Source organism: Butyrivibrio sp. MC2021 (assembly GCF_000621605.1).
In the GTDB taxonomy this organism is placed as follows: Bacteria; Bacillota; Clostridia; order Lachnospirales; family Lachnospiraceae; genus Butyrivibrio.
The window spans coordinates 664,505-683,895 of record NZ_JHXX01000001.1; the positions used below are offsets into that span (position 1 = coordinate 664,505).

A 19,391-nucleotide genomic window follows, 5' to 3' on the forward strand; every position below is an offset into this window, starting at 1 on the left:
TAGCAAATACAGCCGCACCTACAACAGCAGTTCCAATTCCAATTTTATTCATGAGTATTCTTTCCTTTCCATTTTAATTCAATTTACATATATCATGCAATCTTGCCGGCAGCTTTAAGCCATTTAACTTCATCATGTATGGTCTCCTGATAGGATCTTGTGTGATATCCAAGCTCCTTCTTTGCCTTCGATGAATCAAATGTATTGTTGCGAGCAAGGTTATAAACCGAGAAAGTAGTCATAATAGGCTTTGTTCCGGTTCTTTTTGCCTTGTTTTCCATCATCTTGCCCATGAGATTTGCTGCCCATATAGGAAGGAACATCTTTACCGGCTTGCATCCGCTCTCATCACTTACCAGCTTACAGAACTCCCTGAAGGAAACAGGCTCATTGCCAAGAATATAGCACTGTCCCTTTTTTCCCTTATCAATAGCTGCTATTGTTCCGGCAGCTAGGTCCCTTACATCACATAGGTTAAAAGTGCCATCGACTCCTGCAGGCATTTCACCATTTATTATCTTTATAAGATTTCCTGTGGTCTCTCCGATTGCAAAGTCCTCCGGGCCCATTATTCCGCTTGGATGAACAACACACGCATTAAGTCCTTCATTTTCTACTGCATCAAGTACAGCCTGTGTTGCAAGCGCCTTACTCTGCGAATAACAGCCAAGAACCTTGTCCTCATCAAAATGATCAACCTCTCTTATCTTCTGTCCCTTTGGAAGCTCAGGTATCGCCCCTGTAGAGCTGCAGTATACAAGCTTCTTGCACTCTTTATGTGAAAGGCACAGGTCGATAATGTTCTGGGTTCCGCCCACATTTACATCCATAATCTTCTGGTTATAATCAGGGTTTATTGAGACAATACTTGCTATATGAAGCACGATGCTCTCCATTCCCTCAGGAACAGTAAAAAACTTTTCTAAAGACTCCTTATTTGTAAGATCGCCCTCAACAACCTCAGCCTCCTTAGGAACAAATCTCATTGCCGGGTCATTGGGAAGAACAAAAGCTCTTACCTTATCTCCTCTTTCTACCAGCTGTCTGCAGATTGTTCCGCCAAGGAAGCCTGCTGCGCCTGTTACAAGAATCATTGTGTTATTGTTATTCTTAGACATAAAAATATCCTCCATATTATCAATTTGCTATTCCTAAGCACCTGCGTGCTTTTGTTTCCTGTTGATAATATGAGGATATTCTTTAATGGTAAATTGAAAGTAAAAACTCTTGATTATTTCTTAAACATTTTTCCGTTTGTGCATCCACCATCGCATAAGACGTCAACACCTGCAAGATATCCGTTTCTCTCATCTGCCACGGTAGCAATTGCAAATCCTGATTTCTGATACTCACCTTTTGCCAGATTGCTCTTTTTTACCAATTTCTTTACAAATAATTCCTCATCTGTTTCTGCAAGAGCATACACCTTCCTGCTTATAAGGAATTTAGGAAGCACATAGGCTGCCTTCCAGCTTAGAGACTGTCCTTCCGGATAGTACAATAATCTTATCCTTAGGCATACACTTTGCTGTCTCCAGTCCCATTCCACTTCCACCGCCTGTTATTACACATACATTTTTCATTGGTCATGCTCCATTTTTTGCTTTATAAACCACTTTGAACTCACCTGAAGGCTCTTAACCGGGTCATTATCTATCCAGTTTTTGTGGGTCTCAAGAACGATCGCTTCTACTCTGGTATTTGCCTTTACGGCTTCCAAGATAGTTCCGAGAGCCATATTACCTGTGCCTAGTTCCGCGGCGTCCTCTTTAAGTATAGGCGTAATAAAAGGCCCCTTCTTCCTGCAGCCCCTGTCATTTATGTGCCACATCACCATCCTGTCTGACAGTTTGTTTATAAGGGCTGTGACATCGGCACCTCCATCTGCCATCCAGTATGTATCAAGCTCGAAGTTGACATACTGCGGATCTGTGTTTTCTACGATCAGATCATAGGCGGTCTTTTCTTCTGAGACCCTCTGCAGCTCTACGTTGTGATTGTGATAAAGAAGTTTTACTCCATAGGGTAAAAGAGCTTCTCCCGCCTTATTAAGCCTCTCAGCAAGTTTTTTTACCTCAGAAGCATTCCCGTAATCAAACCTGTACATACCGGTTATAACAACGGTATCTGTTCCAAAGCTCATGGCTTCTTTAGCAACAGCCTCAGGGTTTTCTTCAATGCTGTTCAGATAGCTGTGCAGACTTATAACCTTCAGCCCACTTTCAGCGATCAGCTCCTTCCAGTTAAGTTTCCCTCCACTTCCCGTGGGCATGCCGGCAAATTTAGTAAGCAGCCTCACAATAAAGGGAGTTGGTTTTATCATAAACTCATTTAGCTCAATGCCGTCATATCCGGCATCTTTAATTGCTTTTAGTGTGCTAAATGCACTCTCATGACTGTTGCACCTGCTTCCGATCATTATCTGTTGCACACCCGTCAGTACTGTGTCTTTCATTATTTCAAATAGCCTCCAAGATGCTTCAAACTGGGCTTTGGTGCCCTGATCTGTGTTTTCCTGTCAACTGCGCAAAGACCAAATGTCAGCGCATAACCTTTCTGCCACTCAAAATTATCGATAAGTGACCAGTGGCAGTATCCGATGACAGGAATTCCATCATTTATACAGCTCTGAACACCCTCAATTGCCTTGTCGATAAACTCAACTCTCTGCTTATCATCTGCTGTTGCTATTCCATTTTCGGTAACCATGATCGGAACATTTGGCATCTCCTCATGCACGCGTCTTATTACATGCTCAAGGGCTTCAGGGTATACTTCGTAATCCATCTGTGTCATGGCTGTTCCCTCCGGAACAGGCACTATTCCATCAGGGCCGTAAGTTGTTCTGGTATAGTTCTGAAGTCCGAAGAAATCATCATCCTTGATGTAAGGAATGTAATGACTGAACTCCTCGTTCCAGTCGCTGTCTGCGCGCTCCTTGCCACCTTCTATGTACTGGCAGTCGTGCAGGGAAAGCGTAATACCAACCTGAATATCCGGATTAACAGCCTTGATTGCTTCCTTGGCTGCCTGATGCGCCTTTATAACTATCATATCGCCATTTGCATCTGTTGCAGAAACAAATGTATGCGGTTGAGGATCTCCGAATACTTTGGCATTCTCCATTGCTGCCAGCTTCATTTTCTCCATCGGGTCAGAGAGATTAAGTCCAACCTGAACCTGTCCCTCCATGGAGTCACCACTGCTTTTGGCTGCATTTGCCATTTTCGCCATCATCTGCTTCTTAAATCTCTCCATGAGAGCGCCTATCTGAAGTCTCATGTTGGCCTCATTTATGGTGCAGATATACTTTATCTCGCTTCCAAGCTGCTCTGTGACGAACCTTGCATAGTTGGCAAAAAGCTCTACAACCTGCTCATTGTCCCAGCCTCCCAGTTTTATAAGCCAGACAGGCGATGTGAAATGCATGAGGGTAATAACCGGCTCAACACCATTGTCCCTGCAGCATTTGATCATCTTCCTGTAATGCTCGATCTCTTTTTCATCAAACTTGCCCTGCTCAGGCTCAATACGTGCCCATTCAACAGAGAATCTGTAAGTGTTAAGGCCTGCATCCGCAAGCATCTTGATGTCTTCTTCGTATCTGTTATAGTGATCCACAGCATCCAGTGAAGGCTCAACAAACTGTGAATACTCCATATTCTCCATTACCCAGTAATCTGAATTTGTATTGTTTCCTTCAACCTGATGGGCTGCAGTAGAAGCGCCCAGCATAAATCCGTTCTCGAACTTGTTCATTTTCCTATCCTCCATAATTTAAATCTCATAACTTCCGCTTGTCAGAATTCTCTTTTCCCCGCCGGGGAGCTCCAGCTCTGCTTCCATTCCTTCAGGAATTTCAAAATGGTAAGCAAAAGTATTCGAGTTCTCAATATATCTCCATTCGGATACTATGCGGCCTTTCGGCGAATCATAGTAGCCCTTTGCAAACTTAAGTTTCTCATCCGGCACTGGCTTTATCAGGACCTTGTCAAAATCGTATCTGATTCCCAAGACACCGGACAAAAGCCATCCGGAAACAGCTCCATAGGAGTAGTGATTCAGTGAATCATGGACAGTGCCATCTTCTCTGACGCCATCCCAGGTCTCCCAGATAGTGGTAGCACCTTTCTCCACCGCATAGAGCCACGAAGGATAGCTTTTTTGCAACAGCAGCCTGTATGCAGTATCCACATAACCGTAATCTGCAAGCACGCCGCACAGGAAAGGCGTTGAAAGGAAGCCTGTATTAAGATGATAGTCATTTTTCACTACCAGCTCATTTAAGTCTTTAGCAGCTTCCACTGCCTCTTTTTCAGGTAAAAGACAAAACGCAAGAGGCCTTACGTACTCGCACTGCCTGTCTGACCTGATATGTCCGTCCTTGAGAACCAGATATCTGTATGCCTCAGTCGCCTTTTCCGAGATCTCTTTGTACTTATCTGCATCAGCGCTATTTCCGAGAATCTCAGATATTTTGGCGAGAATCCCCGATGAATATGCATAGTAAGCTGTTGCCACTTCAGGCTGGCCATCCTTGAAAGCAGCCATCATAGTCTTCATAACGTCTGCTCCTGGCTCGCACCACTCACCATAGTCCATTCCGGTGTCGATGATGTATTTTCTGTAAGGGTTCTTTCCAAAGCGGTTCTTGAGCTTGCTCTTTCCTGCTCTTCTTCCGAGGAAATCCACCCACTTCTTCATCATTTCATAATTGTCAGCAAGTACCTGCTTATCACCGTATATTCTGTACAGATTCCAGGGCACTATAACAGCCGCATCGCCCCAGCCTACAGAAGCTGAGAACATCTCTGCTATCTTGCCCGGATTTGAGTTCTTGGGACAGATATACGCCATTTTACCGTCGGAGTGCTGCCCTATCCTCACGTTTGCAAGCCATTTCTCGTAAACATTCTTACAGTCCATGAGATATGCTCCGGTCCTCACAAAAACCGCTGCATCGCCTGTCCAGCCTGCTCTCTCTCTTGTAGGGCAGTCGGTCGGTATATCGCAGAAGTTCGACTTCATGGACCATACACTGTTTGCAAAGAGCTTATTTACCGCATCCACGCCACATTCAAAGCCTGCTGTTTCCTTCATGTCAGAATACACAGCTATGCTCTTTATTTTGATGTTTTCTGGTAAAATATCACCCGTTATCTTGGCATATCTGAATCCAAACATCGAAAAATGAGGCTTAAACTCATTCCTGCCCGGATTGCAGATATAGTTTATTTCCTGTTTTATTCCGCCTGATTTGTTCCTGTCTCCGGGCTGGAAATTACTGATTGTGAAGTTTCCGTTTTCATCCAGGGTTTCACCGTGGACGAGGCAGATCTTCTCACCGCCTTTGGCGTTTTCTACAACAAAAGACGTATAACCTGCAAGGTTCTGTCCGAAATCAAATACGCTCTCTCCATTCGGAGTTGTGATAAGTCTGCCTTCAAACACTTCATGTTCCGTAACAAACGGCGATGTCTGGGCTATAAGATTCCCTTTGTCAAAAGACATCTCCCCGGCCTTATGCCACTCACCAAAGCCCGCACCGGCATCACAAGTTTCTCCCAGTTCAAGGTCCGTAAGCTTAATGGTCCCGTTTTCACAGGCATCCCAGCTGCAATCCGTGACAAGTATCGGATTCTCCATGTCTCCATCGCCTATCACTGCGCACAGAAATGAAATATCCTCGCCGTAGAGGTTTCTCACGCCGTCAATTCCGTTGCATCCTCTGTACCAGCCATCACCAAGCGTTATAAATATCTCGTTTTCACCGGGCTTTAGCACTTCAGTGATCTCATACTCCTGGTACTGAAGCCTTTTATCATACTCATCACATCCCGGTGTCAGTCGTGCATCCGTAATTTTCCGGCCATTTATCAATATTTCATACAAGCCATGGGCCGTAGCATATATGCTGACTTTCCCCTCTTTATAAGAGAATGTGGTCCTTAAATAGCCTGCTCCCTTTCTCTTATCAGGTTCTGTCACGGTTTCAGGTGATATCCACTTTGCTTTTTCAAAAATCTTAGCCGCTTCCATCTAACACCTCTTGTGTTCTTTACTGCTTTTTAATATTCATAAGAGCATTTGAAAGTGCCTTAATCTCGTCAGATTCTATATCCATTCCGCCCTGTTGCAGGAGCTTCTTAAGGGGCTGGCGGGCAATCATCTGCTGCATTGCTTCTGAAATCTCTACGCCTTCTCCCATTCCGCCTGCTGTTCTTGATGTCATTGCTGCCATCATCCTGTCGAGAATTGCTTTTCCTTCAGGTATGGCCTGAATCTCTGCCATTGTACTTGAAAGGGAGAGATATCCCTCTTTTTCCTCAGGCTCATCTTTCTTGTCAAACCAGTTTCTGACCTTTTTATCCGGTGCAAAATATGTCGGATTGGGCTCGGAAACCTTTGTTATCTCCATCTCATCCGAAAGTTCTCCGCTCACAGCCTTTATGGTATGAACTCCGCTTATGGGAACATTAAACTTAAAGATATGTTCTCCACTTGCGTTTCCTACTTCTACGCCGTCAACAAAGAGAGTTACGGACTTTTGGTTTGAATATACCTTTATCTCTGTATTATCCTCGATGCGGTCGTGATATCTTTTTCCGCAAAGATGAACGAAAGGCTCATCAGACCACCATGCTTTATAGATATAATAAGCGTCCTTTTTCTGCTTTCTGTCAAAGGTGATGACGCCCTTGTGGTTTTTGCCCGGATCTCCTGCCTCATCTCGTCCAGCTGCAGCAAATTCAAACATATTCCAAAGATATGTTCCCCAGATATATGGACGGGTGCTGAACATTTCAAGCATATGCTCGTGATAAACAGCCTGATAACTCTCTGTATAATCGCCTTTTTCAGGTATTGGAGACTGAAGCGTAATTACTGAATCTGCGCCATACTCCGTAAGTCCTATTGCCACATCGGGATGCTGATTATGGAAATCGTCAAACCACTTGTCATTGTCCTCCATCTCGCCTACATACCAGCCATAGTAGAGGTTGTAGCCGCGAATATCAGGCAGTGTTACAAGAGGCGAGTCTGTCTCAAGAAGGAACAGATTTGCCATGGCAGAATATCTGATAGGATCCATCTCGTGGACAATATCGTTTAATATCCTGTGGTTCTCCAAAAGGTCTTCAGTTACGCCTTGCAGAGATATTTCATTTGAAAGTGCCCAACACATTATTGATGCATGATTGTAATTCTGGCTTATCAGCTCTTTCATCTGGGATATGGTGTTCTCTCTTCCACTGTCCATATGTACGGTAATATATGGAATCTCAGCCCATACCACTATGCCCTTTTCATCGCAAAGATCATAGAAGTACTGATCGTGCTGATAGTGTGCAAGCCTTATGGAATTGGCGCCCATGGAGAGGATGAGTTCAATGTCCTCCCTGTGCATCTCTTTTGTCAGTGCATTGCCAACTCCTGCCCTGTCCTGATGCCTTGAAACTCCTCGAAGCGGATAGCTTTCTCCGTTAAGAAAGAATCCCTTTTGGGGATCAACATGAAACTGCCTTACTCCAAATCTGTCATAAATTCTGTCACACTCTTTTGTTCCATCCAAAAGAGTCGCTGTTATATTGTACAGGAACGGATCCTTGAGACCGTTCCATAAATGTGGCTCTTTTATCGTGATCTTACCGCAGGCAACATATCCACAGGATGCATTCTCTGCCGGAACCACCTCAAACTCCTGCTCTGTTACACCATCAATTGATATTCTTACGCGCTCTCCGCCGCTTGTGTATGCCTTTATTTCAATTTCAGCATCATTTCCGTTTAGTCTTGGTGTGACGTACAGTCCTTTTCCACCATAATAGTCCATGTCAAAGTGCTTTTCATCCACAACCACAAGATAAACATCCCTGTAAATGCCACCATAGAAAGTGAAATCCGCTTTCTGTGGATACACCCTTGTATTGGGCTCGTTGGAAACAGAAACTACCATCTCATTTAAATCTGAAAGTGCCTCTGTAATGTCCGTCCTAAAGCAGGAATATCCGCCATCATGGCTCGCAACCTCACGGCCGTTTAAAACAACTTTTGCAGAGGAGTTAGCGCCTCGAAATTCCACAAACACCCGCTGTCCCTCTTCCATTACCGGTCTTTCAAATGTCTTTTTATAAAGGCAGGTTCCTCTGTAATACTGCTCAGGCCCCGTCTGTCCATCAACAGCATTCCAGGTATGAGGAAGAGTTATGCTTTTGCTCTTTTCCTCTTTTTCAAATATCCAGTTATCATTCCAAAGAATTGTTGTTCGCATGTTTCACCTCTCCTACTTTTTACTGACCCATTGCAGCCTTTTTCTTCTCGCCGATACTCTTCTGGATCTCTTCCATCTTCTCGTATGTGAGCTCAGAATTCTTCATTGCCAGAAGTGTGCAGATCCATCCCACTATAGGGAATCCGATAAGAAGTATTATGGTCATAACTCTGACGCCGAAGGTAAGCGGATCACCCTGCTGAGGCGCTGTAGTTGTATATCCTATAAGTCCGATCATGAGTGTTGCGATAGTTGCACCAAAGGATGAAACTATTTTGTCAATAAAGCTGTAAGTAGCGGATACTGTCGCAGGCATGTATTTTCCTGAGCGATCCATCTCATAGTCAACAACATCCATTCTGAACGCGCTTGTTGATACAGAAACAACCATCTTCATTGCGTTATTTCCAAATGTAAAGAGTACATAAGTGATTGCCATGAGAACTGCTCCGGTTGATAAGTTGCCACCGAATACTGTTCCCACAAGAGTTGTAGGTGTGAATAAAAGATATACCGCAAATGCGATATTCAGTCCGATACAATTCTTGGTCCAGTCGATCATGACCTTTCGGCTACCCTGTTTGCCGGCAATCTTCGCACCTATGATTGCGAAAATAATGGATGGAAGCATTGCCACAGCAGAAAGAATTGATGAAATAGCCATTGATCCAAGCATGATTCCGTTAAGCATCGTGGATACTACCGCTGCAGAGCCTATTGTCTGAGCCAGCTTATCGGATGTTGCAGCCATGATGAATCTCTGAAGCTCTTTGTTTTCTTTAATCAGAGCCAGCATATCCTTAAAGCTTGGCTTTTCATCGGTTTTGCCATCCTTTTTGATTCCTTCGAAATTCTCGGGAATGTCGTATGGAGCAATTCCTATGCATGCCAGAATGTAGAAAAAGAGTGAAACAAGTATTACCACTACATTGTAAGTTGCGAAGTATTCTGTTCCCTGAATGTTATTAAATCTTGGGAGAATCACAGCCGAGGCCACAACGCTCATGATCATTGGCACCAGATATGAATACGCTGTACTCCAGACACCGATTGTAGGACGCTGCTTAGGATCGTTGGTCAGAATGTTCATGTTGATCTGGCCGGCTATACTTACGAATGTATAACCAATGATATAGATCACATAACAGAGAACAAAGAATGTTATTCCTGCTGCGCCCGTAAGTGACAGCTTTGCCCCTATATTACACATCAGTGTTGTAGCAATGGCCATAAGAAGCCATCCAAACATGATTGAAAATCTTACTTTCCCGAATCTTGAATTGAATCTTTCCAGGAAAAAAGCTATTACCGGGTCTGTAATTCCATCCAAAAGCCTTGATCCTGTGATAATAAGTCCTGTAACTGCAACAAGAATTCCAAAGTTGGAATTTCCAATATATGTTGCACCATTCATCAGCAGATAAAATGCCATCTGCCCTGCACCTGTCATCATCGCAAGCGCAATATGCCAGGTTTTAGCTCTTTTATAGGTTACCCCATTTTCTTCTCTTATCAGAGATTTGTTCTTACCCATTATTAACCCCTTTCAGTTGCATGATAATCTTTGAAAGCTTTCCTGTTATTGTCATAGTATCATTTAGTTTCGCATTATGTTAGAATTATTTTATCCCGATTAGTATTATTTTATTGTTTTGAGGAATAAATATGGACCACACTCTTTTTTCAGCTCTTTTAAAAAACCTGCTCTCTGTGGAGGTCACGGATGCAACAGACATGGACAGCTCTCTTTACGCCTTTGAAAAGAAATACTGCTTCAGCATAAAGATGCAGCCCATGTTTACAAACAAGGCGCTTTACTATCTTCTGTCCTCCTCCAAAGAAAGCATGATCTATGAGCTCATAGACCGGCTCGGTATCTGCTTGTCCTTTTTTACGTTTGATAACAGGATTTATATAATCGGACCTTATGTAAAAGAGAAATATTCAGAGCTTAAGACAGAAACCGTACTTGCAAAAAACGATGAATCCTCATCCAAATCATTGGCGTTTAAGCTGTATTACACAGCATTTCCCATTGTGTATACCGAGCAGATCACCAGTGTTGTAAATAAATGCATAATCTCTTTTTCCCCTACAGAAAGTGAGTATTCATACAGAAGACTATCGGGATTTATTCAGGATATATCTGAAGAAGATGATAAGACAGAACTGTCCGAGAAGAATTACAGTGAAATCTACAGGAGATATGATCAGGAAAAGCAGTTCCTTTCGATGATAAGAAACGGGGATACCAAAAACATCCTGTCCGCATTTGAAAAATTGTCCGGTCCGGAGGCTCTTTCCGATTTTTCCAAAGAGACTCTTAACTACTATGCCTCGGGCTATGGTCTGGCAATACTTAAAGCTCTTTCCAGAAAAGCTGCGGAAGAATCAGGTCTTTCAGTCATTACAATAGATGAGATAACCCAAAAATACACCCAGCTTTCATCCGCTACAAACAATGCAGAACTTCAGACGCGCTATCAGATCGATATGATAGTTGAGCTGACAAAAGCTGTTCACAACCACAAGCTGTCTCTGGACAAGTATTCTCCCCCCATTCAGAGGGTAATGGAATACATCAATCTTCATCTGGGGGACCATATATCAAACGATGATCTGGCGGCAAATGCCAGTATGTCCATCTCTCACCTGTCTAAGGTGTTCAAAAAAGAAACCGGCGGGACCATGACGGAGTACATCGCACTTATGCGCTGCAAAAAAGCTGCCGGACTCCTGAAAAAGACAGATCTTCCGGTCCAGGAGATCAGCAGCTACGTCGGATATTCTGACAACAATTACTTTGTGAAAGTATTTAAAAAAATATATGATCTGACGCCCTCAGAATATAGAAAAACGCGTATAGTAAGCCTATAATAGCTTTATCAATTCTTGCTGTACTGCTATTATGAACTGATATAGCATACCCTCGTGGTGTATCAGAATCTGGTCTCATGAGCCTCAAGGCTCTGTACTCTCTAATAAGACCTTGAAGATCATCATTGTCTTGATATTTCTCTATGCGTTTATCTATTTCTTCTGTACCTAACATATATAATCTATCCTATAAGAAATGCCATATCGGAGCCGATTTATATTGTTACTGTAAAGGGTGCAAACGAGGTGCAAATCGGATGATAGATATCTCTAGAAATGCCTTAACTATGGCGTTTTGCCACTATAGTTGGTACGCTGCCGTGGCAAACGAATAATATACTTATCATTTAACTTTTTAACCTCTATTTCTGCGTAATTACTGGCATAAAGCTCATTTTTGCTCGACTTATTCTTCTTATTTTCGTGGCAATCCTTGGCAATATTTGGCATAGTTTGACCGGCAAAAGGTGCAAGTGAAGGTGCAATATAGACGGTCTTGCACCGACATAACTATTCTGTTACAAGAGTACTCATAAGTAAAGCAGATTCTTATTTTTTCCTGCTTTGTATTTTTGCTTCTTTTGCAACATCTTTTATGCTCTTCATATACTCTTCTTCAACAGGTGAAAAGGTTATCTCCTGATATTTTCTGTATTCTTCCTTTGCTTTACTAAGAGCCTTTTCATGACTTACTTTTCCCGGTCCCTCCAACAGTTTTCTGTTTCCGGAAGTCAATATCGAATCAAGCTGTTCAACATAATCGCTCATGTACATAGGTTTATGCTCTATTGCATTAATCTCTGCTAAATCAAAATAACCGGATACAAGATTATTTAGAATCTTTAGCTCATCCTTTTTCAAATAATTCTTTGCAATTCCAATATCCTTAAGAGCGGGTAACTCACCCGCAAATGAAGTTAATCCCATAAATGGCTTTTCGGCATCTGCTCTCTCATAGATTACTTCAGCTGCTGTATGACCATGTGCTGCATAGTGTAATTTATTCTGAACAATTTTGAAGAATTGGATTGACTCGTCACTTTTTGGATTGTAATCCACGCTGGTTGCATAAAGATCTAGAACCTGCCTATAAAGAACTTTTTCCGATGAACGGATATCTCTGATTCTATCTAATAGTTCTTTCCAATAATTCCCACCGCCATTACCTTTCAGGCGCTCATCATCCATAGCAAATCCTTTAATGATATACTCCTTCAGTACGGAATTTGCCCAAATTCGGAACTGTGTACCACGCTTAGATTTAACTCTATATCCAACAGAAATAATAACATCCAGATTAAAGTACTCTATGTTTCTTTCAACTTTTCTTCCACCTTCAATTTGAACTGTTGCAAAAAATGCAACAGTTGCCTCTCTAACCAACTCTCCCTCTTTAAAAATCTTATTTATATGCCTGGAGATTGTAGATTTATCTCTCCGAAACAATTCTGCCATTTGGTCAATAGTAAGCCATACAGTTTCATTTTGAAGACTTACATTAAGTTTCGTTAAGCCATCATCTGTTTGGTAGATGATAACTTCCCCATATTCATTCATTATATGAATACCTCCAACTAATATGTTTAGCCAAATAAAAAAGTCTTTATCATCAAAACAAACTCATCTGTCCGTTCATGATCTTATAGTAGCCATGCTCTATCCTCTCATTACCCTCATGCGTCATTATTTCGAAGTTTGAAAGGTTCTGTGCCTTTATAACAAGCTTGATAACACAATCAAAGCAGCCAACAACATCACTCTTATTAATATCTGACAGGCAAATCAACTGCACATTGAAGTGCTTTGCTATATCAAACATCGGCTTCAAAAGATGTGCTGAGGTTATTTTTCCAAAAGGATTATCAAGGATCAACACACTCTTGACGTTTTTGCTGACAAGCCCTGCTGATGACCTAGTATAATTCATGAGTGTCAGTACCACTGAGAAAAATACCACAAATTTCTCTGCACCGGAGCTCTGTGTCAGAGTTTCCTCCCAGCCCTTATATACAGAGTTTGCAATGTTCATATCAATCTTGTAGACCTTGATCTTTACAGATTCCTGGCGTATATACTTATGAAGTAGCCTCTCACTTGAGACTATCGTTCTGGCGCGCTTTAGTATCTGCTTTTCATCAGCACCTCCTCTAAGGAGTTCTTTGATCTCATTCGCCCCCTGTTCAATCTCCGTCTTTATAGAAACTCTTGAGGCTTCCTCGGATATCTCTTTTTCCTCAGGAAGATCCATTTTCACCATCTGGGTCTGTGGCTTGCCCTCAAAAATATGAGCCTTGGAGCTGGCTGCTATCATGCGAAGATCAATATACATCCTCTTTCCCTGATTCATGCACTGGTCTACGATGTCATTAAAGTCATTTTCTATTTCCCTTAGATCAGTCTCAATCCTGCTATTAATCTTCTCTATGGAAGCTGTCATTGTGCTGATGCTCTCGCTGACCGTATAGAGCCGGTCGCCCTTCATCTCAGAATCATCAAGCATCTCGCCGATGGCACTGAGCTTATTCACTATTTCAGAAAGAGCTATGTCCTTAAACTCTGCTACTGTTGTTCTTATGCTGCTCTTAAGCTTTTCTTTCTGATCCTGGAAGTTTTTCTCTACATGGATGAGATTTTCATGTATAGACTCCCACTGAACATCCGGTCTTTCAGAAAGAGTAACTGTCTTTATTATGTTTCCAAACTGAATAGGCTTTAAGACGTCTCCTACTCGATCAAAGATTCTCTCCAATGAATGCTTTTCTTGCTCGAGTGAATCTTTCCTTTCGTTTAACTGCTTTATCTCCTGTTTGGCGGCCTTTACTCTGGCTTTGAAATCCTCTCCTATCTCATTTTGTGGAAGAGCTACACCGTCAAAATCTTCAAGTGCTTTCCCAGCTGCATCATATCTCTGCTTGGCAGATGCCTCTTTCACATTACATTCTCCAAATATGGACCTGGCATTCTCCATTTTCTCTGAAGCTGCTCTCACTGCATCCTTAGCATTTTTGAGGGCTTCAGATGAAAAATGGACCGCTTCATATTCGGCCTTTTCACACTCATAATCACCAAGTTCTTTTTCATATTCAGCTTTGTCCTGCTGCGATTTATTAAGGCTGACTCTGAGATTATCCAGGCTTTCACTGAGACTCCCCAGAAGAGTCTGGTACTGAGAGTAGAGTTCTTCCAATGATCCTTCAACGGTTTCTGCTTCCTTTGCACTACCCGTATTCTCTAAAACTGTGCGGACGCGATTCAAATGATCAGCCTGCTGCTTACGTCCATTTTCAAATGCTGTCAGCTCATTCTGGCACTTAGTCACCTCATCACATGCTTTTTTATATGAGCTTTCTGCATCTTTCAGGGCAACATATGCTTCCTGTGCTTTTGTATACCACTCATTTTCCTTGGCAAGCATTATACTGAGTTCAGAAAATGATTCGAGCCAAATCGTGAGCTCCTGTAAGCGCTTTTCTTCACCATTCAGCTCGTCCTTAAGTTCAGCAGTCTTTTCCTCTATTCTCCCCTGTTCTTCTTCCAGTTCTTTCCTGCTGTTCTCCAAAGATATGATCTTCTCCTGCAGCTTTTCAATGACGTTTTCCTGTGATGAGTTCCAATCCTCAGGATAATCAAACTGCTCAACGAGTTTATTCTCGTCTTCGCACTCACGCATCCTTTCTTTAAAGCGCTGTATATTCTCCTCTTTATCACTTATTTCATTTTTCAGTCTGTCATAGTAGCCTGACCTGTCCGCAAAATATGATTTGTCAAAAGCAGCAAGATGAGAAGCACTTTCCATGGTCCCTGACATAAAGGAATTTACCTGTTCCATAGTAAAAAGTGGAACAGAAGCGGGGAGCCACTCCACATTACCAGCAGATAAAAGCTTTTCCATATCCTTTTCATTATCAAAAAGAAGTGAAAACGCAAATTCCGGGTGTCGCTCCATAAAGTTCCTGGTTTTTTCCTGTGAAATAGCACCTTTTTCCGAAAGACCTGCAATATATTCTTCACCGGTCTGACAATTAGTACCTGTGGACATCACATATTTCATGATATCCGGCAGGATATGAACATGCCCTTCTTCCGCCGCTTTAAGCCTTTCTTCCATAGACTGCTTGTCCTGTTGATGCTTTCTAAGCTTTGCAGCGTTCATTTCTATTTCTTCCAGCAGTACACTTTTTAGTCTGCCGGAAAAGATAGTGTTATTCTCAAGACTGTATTTGGTGCAGATATCCTCAAGTGAAACTACTAATTCTCTATATTTTGAAAGGGCCTCCTCAGCTACTTTCTTCTCACCGGTCAGCCTGTCTAGCTCAATTATTATATCCGCCAATTCATACGGGATTTTCTTTTTGCTTTCATCGAGGTTCTTTATTTCAGCTTGAATCTTTGCTATTAAGGCAGCTGCTTTTTTGCTATTCTCAGCCTGCTTACTCCGCTTGGCATCTATATCCGTTTCAGCATAGAATCCGTCCAGCATGCGTGCAGCTTCTATTTTTAATGTCTTTACTTTCGCGTCAGTACTGTCCTTTGAAGCGTTAAGATTAGCAGAAATCTGCGTATGTTTCTGCCTGGCATCGTATAAAAGCGCTTCTGCTTTTACCATTTCAGATTTTTTATCACGCAGCTCATCTTTTTTACTCTGAATCTGATCATCCTTCTGAGCGATACTCTGTGACAGGGCTTCACTTTCACTTTTTGCCTTCAGCTGGCAGGAGTATTTAAGCTTTGCTACAGTTTCCGCATCTTCTGAATCGTTCTCTTTTTCCTCAATGAGTTTCTTATATGCTGTTATCTGGCTGTCAGCTTCTAAAATCTGCCTGTAGAGCCTTGCTGATTGCAGTATATCTTCATCATGTTTTTTTACTTTTGTTTCTTCCCTTGCCTGATCAAGGGCTTCTTCTGCATACGAAAGAGCATTAGCTGCTACCTCATATTCACCACTTGCATCGTAGTATTCTTTTGATTTTTCCTCATATTCTATATGCATGATCTTGGAATCCAGACTCTGGATCTCATTTGCAGTTCCAAATATACTTTCATCTATGGTTCCAATCTTCCTGCCAATGGAAGCCTTAAAACCGCAGACTTCCCCTATACTATCTGACAGTTTTTCTCCGGCAGTATACAGATCGTCGCTCATCTCCCCAAGCTCTGATAAATCTGTAATCAACCTTCTGTTAGTATCTCTTTCCCTGATGACAACTTCTTTTTCTGAGATTCTTTTTGCATAGTTGATAAGCATGGTTTCAAGGGATGAATCCATCCCGTTTGAAGCCACACTTTTCATTTTATTCTCAATGGCCGGAATAAAGAATTTGGCGATCAGTTTGTCAGATGTTTTTGCATCATCAAAATACTGGTTCAGTCCGCCTTCATCCTTGTTGAGGGCCTCTATTACTGTTTCCCACTCAGATCTGTAGATTCCATATTCGGAGAGTTCTTTAATCCATTTAGTACTCTCATCGGACGAATAAACTTCCAAAATACCTCTGCTGGCTTTAGCCTTTTCCCTTACATAGGCAAAAGGTGCAGGTACATACTTTCCGTTCTCATTTTTGGAAAGTTCCAAAGCCGCTATACTGTAGGAAGAATAACTGTTTTCATAAACAGTCTTAAAGGTGTAGTACCTGATGCTATTTCCTCTCAGTCTCTCATCAGTGTTCTCGCTGGCACTTCCGGCTATGGCAATACCTGTCAGAAGCTTGTCATCGCTTCCGTCCAGATTCCATTCTATAAGTACAAAAGAATGATCTCCTGGGCGGCCAAAATAGTCCTCAATATGCCTTCCGCCTGCCATTGCCCTCGGATGCACAGGCTGCATCATAAGCTGGACCAGGACTGTCTTACCACCACCATTATTCAGGTTAAAAAGTGAATTAAGCGCCTCTCCTTTATCTGATGAAAGATCATATAATTCATCAGGTATAAAACGGTTGCCATCGTTATAATTGAAGTTTACAATCCTGATCTTATTTATCTGTGGCATGTGAATCCCCCTCAATCCATGCATTTATCACCTGAACACGCTCTTTTCGAAGTACATATGGCATAAGGTCCTTTGTTTTCTTTGTAGGAGCCACTCTTCCATCATCGCCCTCTACAAAAAGATCATCTGCCCGAAGCTTAAGAATGATTTTATTTACAATGCCATAACGGTCATCTACTCTTCTGCTTGTCGGATCCCCTTCTTTTTTACCGAGCCAATCTTCAGCCAGCATATAAAAACTATCGCTGAAATCTTCTGCCTTATCTTCACCATCTACGCCCTTCTGTGTCACGCTAAGGCAGTGATCGGTAAACTCCTTTATAAGCTCTTCCTTTGTGATGAAGTCTCTGACAAGTGCCTCTGAGCCTTCACCCTTGAAGAAAATATACAAAATATAAATAGCAAGATAATTTAGCAGATACAGGTCCCTTGTTCTTACATCATTGCTTGCCTTGATATCGGCCCTGTAATCAATATTGTTTTTTAGGAACAGATCGTTGTCCTGGGTTGGAACCATATATATCCTGTTCTGTGCAGGCATTATTTCAAATCCAAGTTCAGCCCCCATCTGATCAAGTTCATCCCTTGCTTCCGGGTCCTCCACAAAGCTCCATAATACGCTGTTTTCATCGCGGTCAATCCAGCCTTTTTTCATGAGCTCATGATAAAGTTTAAGCGCATTTTTATTCATCGTTCTACCTCAACTGTAAAATTAGTCATTTCTATTGTCACCTGCGTTTCCCCATCATCCACAGTAAACTCGCATTTCTGATCAGATGTACAAAATGTTATTTTCTTCATGTTCAGATAATTTTGTGGCATATTGCTAAAAACCCAGAGAAGGTCGAACTCGCCAAGTGGTTCTTTAGCAAACAAACTCTCATCGCCATGGAGCGCCTCAAAATCAATCTCTCTTTTCTGATATATGGTCATAAGTGTATTAGGAAGAGCACTTTCTTTATTCCATTTCATAAGTTCATCCATTGAAAGCGTCCTTATGAACTTCTTTATCTCAAAAGAGCTCTCCTTCTGAAGAAAAGCAAAAAAAGCCATGCATATTTCCATGTATATTTCGTTTCTTTTCCTACCCAGTTCCTCAGCTTTTATGTCAGCATCATCTATGCTGAACCCTTTGTCGTATTCCTCATTACTTATGGTTCCGCAGGCTGCATAGAAGTTTTCGATACTAAATTTCTTATCAAATTCCGGACTGAGTAGCGGCTCCATGATTGTGTATACTGCATCCCCCAGTCCATCTCCCATTTTTCGCAGCTTTGTCATAATGTCCTGCTCAAAGTTCATACGCTCAAAGCTTTTTATCACAAAGCTGTCCCTCAGCATCTGCTTATAGCTTTCAGAAACAGAGCTTTTGGCATTAATAAGGGAGCGCTGCTCCAATATGGTAATATCCAGATTCTCATTGATCTCATTAAGAGATTTCAGATTTTTCCTGGCTTCTTCAGTATCAGCACCATTTTCAAGTGCGCTCCTTATGGCCTCTGCCTCCTTGCGGGCATTCTTCTGAATTTCTTCCAGCTCCTTCTGCTCATCATACATAAGGTTTCTGAACTGGCCCACTATTCTCTCGTACTCATCAACTGTTATCTTTGCAATGTTTTCCCGGCATCGCATTATGAAATCATCCATGCTGTGACTCATGTTGCGCAGTCTGGCAACCAGCTCCCTACTCTGTGAAAGAGCCTCAGAATAGTTCTTGCGTTTCATATATTCCTGCATCTTAAAACGTGTAACAGAATAATCCAGTTCAGACTCTATTTCTTTTGATCTGTAAAGGAAATCAAAAACATCATCTGTCAGATGATATGAACCCTTTTCCTCATTAACAAGACGGATTGGCATCTTCTTAAAGCTTTCTGAATCCGCATAAAAAGTATTATATTCAACGAGTTTTCCGTTATTCTGAAGAACATTTACAACAATGAAACTGGCAAGTTTATAAGTGTCAATTTCATATTCTTCAGGGACAATCTGGATTATGCTGTCAAGAAAACCTGCAATATCCTTAAGTGTACAGGACTGTCTGTCGCTCAAAGTACGTTCCTTGATATACAAAAGGACAGCAACCACAAGGTTGTTTATATAATCGTAATCTCCACCGAACATCTTCTTTATATCATCCGGATAACTTGTAACAGTGATACTCCTGACGATATCAATAAACTTCATTCTGTTCTGAAAATCCGAAAGCATCTCTTTTATGTCAGAACGAAGCATCAATCTTCACCTCCATTT

12 protein-coding genes are annotated in these 19,391 nt (G+C 41.9%); 1 reads left to right on the forward strand and 11 read right to left on the reverse strand.

The features are described from left to right. Nucleotides 1-92: 92 nt before the first annotated feature. From T359_RS0102690 to T359_RS0102725, 7 genes are all read right to left on the reverse strand, one after another. Complete coding sequence (locus tag T359_RS0102690; RefSeq protein ID WP_026516144.1) at nucleotides 93-1,118, reverse strand: NAD-dependent epimerase/dehydratase family protein; 1,026 nt, start codon at nucleotides 1,116-1,118, stop codon at nucleotides 93-95. Between the two features lie 113 nt (nucleotides 1,119-1,231). After that, entirely contained in the window at nucleotides 1,232-1,549 is a 318-nt protein-coding gene (locus T359_RS22035) for a hypothetical protein (RefSeq protein WP_242839026.1), read from the reverse strand. 30 nt (nucleotides 1,550-1,579) lie between these two features. Continuing rightward, nucleotides 1,580-2,455, reverse strand: coding sequence for a sugar phosphate isomerase/epimerase family protein (locus T359_RS0102705; RefSeq protein WP_026516146.1), 876 nt, complete (start codon nucleotides 2,453-2,455; stop codon nucleotides 1,580-1,582). Further along, on the reverse strand, nucleotides 2,455-3,759 hold the full coding sequence (locus T359_RS0102710; RefSeq protein ID WP_026516147.1) for a glycoside hydrolase family 1 protein: 1,305 nt from the start codon (nucleotides 3,757-3,759) through the stop codon (nucleotides 2,455-2,457). The genes T359_RS0102705 and T359_RS0102710 overlap by 1 nt, the downstream gene beginning before the upstream one ends. 18 nt (nucleotides 3,760-3,777) lie before the next feature. After that, entirely contained in the window at nucleotides 3,778-6,039 is a 2,262-nt protein-coding gene (locus T359_RS0102715; protein ID WP_026516148.1) for a family 78 glycoside hydrolase catalytic domain, read from the reverse strand. 19 nt (nucleotides 6,040-6,058) lie between these two features. Beyond that, complete coding sequence (locus T359_RS0102720; protein WP_026516149.1) at nucleotides 6,059-8,272, reverse strand: glycoside hydrolase family 2 protein; 2,214 nt, start codon at nucleotides 8,270-8,272, stop codon at nucleotides 6,059-6,061. Between the two features lie 19 nt (nucleotides 8,273-8,291). Further along, a complete protein-coding gene (locus T359_RS0102725; RefSeq protein WP_026516150.1) occupies nucleotides 8,292-9,806 on the reverse strand; it encodes an MFS transporter in 1,515 nt (504 codons plus the stop codon). 131 nt (nucleotides 9,807-9,937) lie between these two features. On the opposite strand from T359_RS0102725, the gene T359_RS0102730 reads away from it, so the two are divergent. Next, the gene (locus tag T359_RS0102730; protein WP_026516151.1) at nucleotides 9,938-11,149 is read left to right on the forward strand and encodes an AraC family transcriptional regulator; all 1,212 of its coding nucleotides are present in this window, start codon (nucleotides 9,938-9,940) and stop codon (nucleotides 11,147-11,149) included. A 549-nt stretch (nucleotides 11,150-11,698) separates the two neighbouring features. Here the strand turns inward: T359_RS0102730 and T359_RS0102735 are convergent. From T359_RS0102735 to T359_RS0102750, 4 genes are read right to left on the reverse strand one after another with little or no spacing between them, the layout of a single operon-like run. Continuing rightward, nucleotides 11,699-12,706 carry a virulence RhuM family protein gene (locus T359_RS0102735; RefSeq protein ID WP_026516152.1) on the reverse strand — a complete coding sequence of 336 codons (1,008 nt, stop codon included), beginning with the start codon at nucleotides 12,704-12,706 and terminating at the stop codon, nucleotides 11,699-11,701. 52 nt (nucleotides 12,707-12,758) lie between these two features. After that, nucleotides 12,759-17,138 (reverse strand): hypothetical protein, encoded by a 4,380-nt coding sequence (locus tag T359_RS0102740; protein WP_026516153.1) that lies wholly within the window; start codon nucleotides 17,136-17,138, stop codon nucleotides 12,759-12,761. Then, nucleotides 17,122-17,829: a DUF6063 family protein gene (locus T359_RS0102745; RefSeq protein ID WP_026516154.1), complete on the reverse strand. Its 708-nt coding sequence runs from the start codon at nucleotides 17,827-17,829 to the stop codon at nucleotides 17,122-17,124. Before T359_RS0102745 ends, T359_RS0102740 begins: the two co-directional genes overlap by 17 nt. Further along, entirely contained in the window at nucleotides 17,826-19,373 is a 1,548-nt protein-coding gene (locus T359_RS0102750; RefSeq protein WP_026516155.1) for a hypothetical protein, read from the reverse strand. The genes T359_RS0102745 and T359_RS0102750 overlap by 4 nt, the downstream gene beginning before the upstream one ends. Between the last annotated feature and the right edge of the window lie 18 nt (nucleotides 19,374-19,391).